The following is a 3,160-nucleotide window of genomic DNA, read 5'->3' on the forward strand; positions in this document are numbered from 1 at the left end:
CCACCTCCGCAGCCATTTATTGGTGTGGTCTACAGAGGATTAAGTCTTTTTAGAGGGGAAAATCCCTAGAACCCCATAATGCGAACGGTATTGCTGGTGCTCTTCGGATTCGGCCACAAGGCCCATTAGCTCCAGTAACTGCCGTTCCCATGCGCCGGGGCGTCGGCTGCCATCAGCTATGCTCGCCAACACAAACGCCACCAGGTCGTCCACGTTGGCCTGTGCGTTTGGGGCTCCGTGGCGCTGATGTAACTCCACCAGGTACTCCAGCTCCTTGAGCACCTCGGGGTGAATGTCGATTTGCATGAATTCTCCTGTTTGTCGATGGTTTACTGTTGCGAGGACCGCTCCATCCAGGCAGCTTGGCGAAGCAGCGCTATTGCATCTGATGGGGAAACCCTCCAGCCTTCTGCAAGGCGTCTCAAAACGAATACGCCGAGGTCTAGCCGGTCGTCCGGTTGAAGCATGTGATGAAGCTGGCGGCCCTTCTCTGACACGGATATGGATGCACCTTTTTGGCCGTTATTGTACGCGGCCACCCCCTTGTTGTGCGCGTCGCCGTGGTATGAACCTTTCATCTCTGGCCGCAGACCGAAGAGAACGCTACAGAAGGCCGTTAACTCTCCCTGCGTCAGTTGCACGATAACCTTACTTCCCCAGTCAGGCGGCGCTCCGGCTTGTTGAATTTGCACCATCTCAACGCTGACCGTCTCTCTGCCGCTGCGGCTATAGGTGTATTGGACATTCAACGCTGTCCGTTTGCCAGGATCCGGGTGTCGGTCGGCATAGAACTTCAGTGTTTCCCCAAAACCTTCTTGGTGTGTCATGGTCTGCTCCTCGATGCCTTAGCCAATATCCAGGCGCTTGCTGGCGTCTCGCAGCCGCTCGTTGCCTCGGAAGTCGTATTTCTGGGTTGTCGTGAGACTTGCATGGCCCATGGCGTCTTTTACTGTAATGAGGTCTTCCCCATTGCCCAGCATCGAGGACGCAAAGGTTCGCCGGAGGTCGTGGGGAGCGCACTTTTCAATACCGGCCTGAACTCTGCGCGTGTTAAGGATGTGGTAGACAGCCTGGCTTGAAAGACGGTCATAGGTCAGGTCGTCATACCGGCGCACACGAGAAAATAGTGGTCCAGGAACATCGCCTCGCACCTCCTCTACCCATACCTCCAGGCGTCGGAAAGCTCCGTCTGGAAGAAAGGCCAGTCGTTCCTTGTTGCCTTTGCCCAGAACCTTCAGAGAGCGCTCCTTGCGGTCGTAGTCGGACAAATTGAGGGCCACAACTTCTGCTCGACGCAGGCCGCAGCCAACCAGTATGGAAAGAATCGCGCCGTCGCGGACCCCAATTGCAGAGGTGTCGCTTTCACATGTGAAAAAAAGTTGCCTGACTTCAGCAGGATCCAGTGCTCTCCCCTTTGGAAGACGAGAGCCACGAACTGACTTGACCTGCTTTATATGCTGGTAGGAATCGGTATCAATGAGCTTGAGGGTCCATGCTTCGAGCGCGACGCCTTTGATGGCCGCCAAGTAGTTGTTAATGGTAGCTGGCGCTTTTGCGGCGTCACTCAACATCGTCAGGATGGCTTGAACATGGTGTCTACGAAGCATTCCCCACGGGCAGTTCCGCAGGCTCTCAAACCCCATCATTCTTGCCATATTGTTGAGGAACGACCCCATAGACAAACGGCTCGACTCAGCCTGGAGGCTCATTAGATAGGATATTGCGGGATTCTTTTCGACAGCGCCAACGCTGGTTCCTGCCGCTTCAGCGCTAAGGGCCGCAAATGTTGGCGATGCAGGTAGGAAGGTCGGCTCTTGCCCGCGGTCATTGTTCTGATGGGACATAATTGCTACCTCTTAACGCCCGCTGCAACCAGCACCCAATACCACATTTTGCTCGCCAAGCTCCTTTCCGCGCATATATCTTGCGTTTCGAGGCTTTGTATCAACGGTTCGTATTTGTCTGGATCCGTCAGCAGCTCGTAAACCGTTCTGTTCGGCTTGCGAATCTCTTTATTCGGGGTGTAGCCGTGCTTGTCCTGGAGGTACTTCGCCACAGCACCGCTCCTGGACTCGCCAAAATAGCAGTGAACGAAGATTTCCTCGCGACCAGCGGCCACCAGGTCATCAATATGGCTTGCCAGTTTGCGGGCTTGCCCAGAGCAGATGTAGGAGGCGTAGTTGAGCCTGAAGGCTCCCTTCATCGCCTTTATCGTGGACTCTGAGTAACCCCCATCGTAGAACGATTCTCGGTAAACGGACTCCCAGCGGGGAAGGGCGGCCAATGGCTTGTCTGGGTCGGTGATGGAGATGATCGCGCTACCTGGTGTGGGAGTCATGCGCTCCGCTTCCGCCTGACTTAGAAATGTGACCACTTTCATAACGAGACTGTCCCGAGAGCGGCACTGAGCTGATGCTGCTGGCCTTCAGTACAAGGGCTAAACCGGACGAAACGACCACCTTCTGTTATCAGCTCATCGAACCGGCCATCAGTATCTCGGTAGTAAACCTTCCTATGACCGATGCCACCTCTGATGCTTTCGTCGAGTTGGCGAACGACGCGCTCTGCATCATTCGTAACTGAGCGACCTTCATCCCGGTCCACAAGGATGATCCGCGTGTCCGTAATCTCGGCCACGCAGTAATTCGATAACTGCTGCTTCGGCAATGCGTCCTCCTCAATTTCTAACGAGCAATACCACCAGTTACCCTACTCTATAATCTCTACTTTTTCAAAGATACATTTTAATAAGTAGACGATCTATGATATTACCGTTATTATCATAACCGTAATTACCGTAATACGGTTAGGTTGCATTTTTCTCGATGCCGGTATCCTGAAGGAATGGTTCGGTCGCGAGATTGGAGTGAGATAACGAATGAGCAAAATGATTTTTTTATGCACGGCCATACTGGTCTCGATGGCGAGTAATGCTGCGGCCAAGGTTACGGTGCTGGATGACACCGAGTCTTACCTGCGACTTGAAGTGAAGGAGATGTACGTTCTCGGTGACAACGACACATTGATTGATGCGAGGAATATCTCGGGGTTCTAGGGATTTTCCCCTCTAAAAAGACATAATTCTCTGTAGACCACACCAATAAATGGCTGCGGAGGTGGGTTACTACTTATAAGTGTGGCAAATTAGGTAAATATCGTA

The 3,160-nt window shown here is 53.2% G+C and carries 5 protein-coding genes; 1 reads left to right on the forward strand and 4 read right to left on the reverse strand.

What is annotated here, in order from left to right; all coding sequences use genetic code 11:
- Nucleotides 1–39 precede the first annotated feature (39 nt).
- The 4 genes from JKP77_RS21935 to JKP77_RS21950 are packed head-to-tail and all read right to left on the reverse strand — an operon-like array spanning nucleotide 40 to nucleotide 2,380.
- Nucleotides 40–306: a hypothetical protein gene (locus JKP77_RS21935; RefSeq protein WP_218313309.1), complete on the reverse strand. Its 267-nt coding sequence runs from the start codon at nucleotides 304–306 to the stop codon at nucleotides 40–42.
- Between the two features lie 23 nt (nucleotides 307–329).
- On the reverse strand, nucleotides 330–827 hold the full coding sequence (locus JKP77_RS21940) for a hypothetical protein (protein WP_218313310.1): 498 nt from the start codon (nucleotides 825–827) through the stop codon (nucleotides 330–332).
- An 18-nt stretch (nucleotides 828–845) separates the two neighbouring features.
- On the reverse strand, nucleotides 846–1,844 hold the full coding sequence (locus JKP77_RS21945) for a tyrosine-type recombinase/integrase (RefSeq protein WP_218313311.1): 999 nt from the start codon (nucleotides 1,842–1,844) through the stop codon (nucleotides 846–848).
- Nucleotides 1,845–1,849: 5 nt separating this feature from the next.
- The gene (locus JKP77_RS21950; protein ID WP_218313312.1) at nucleotides 1,850–2,380 is read right to left on the reverse strand and encodes a hypothetical protein; all 531 of its coding nucleotides are present in this window, start codon (nucleotides 2,378–2,380) and stop codon (nucleotides 1,850–1,852) included.
- A 498-nt stretch (nucleotides 2,381–2,878) separates the two neighbouring features.
- On the opposite strand from JKP77_RS21950, the gene JKP77_RS21955 reads away from it, so the two are divergent.
- A complete protein-coding gene (locus JKP77_RS21955) occupies nucleotides 2,879–3,055 on the forward strand; it encodes a hypothetical protein (protein WP_218313313.1) in 177 nt (58 codons plus the stop codon).
- Nucleotides 3,056–3,160: the final 105 nt, after the last annotated feature.

This window comes from Alteromonas antoniana (assembly GCF_019249295.1).
Classification (GTDB): domain Bacteria; phylum Pseudomonadota; class Gammaproteobacteria; order Enterobacterales; family Alteromonadaceae; genus Alteromonas; species Alteromonas antoniana.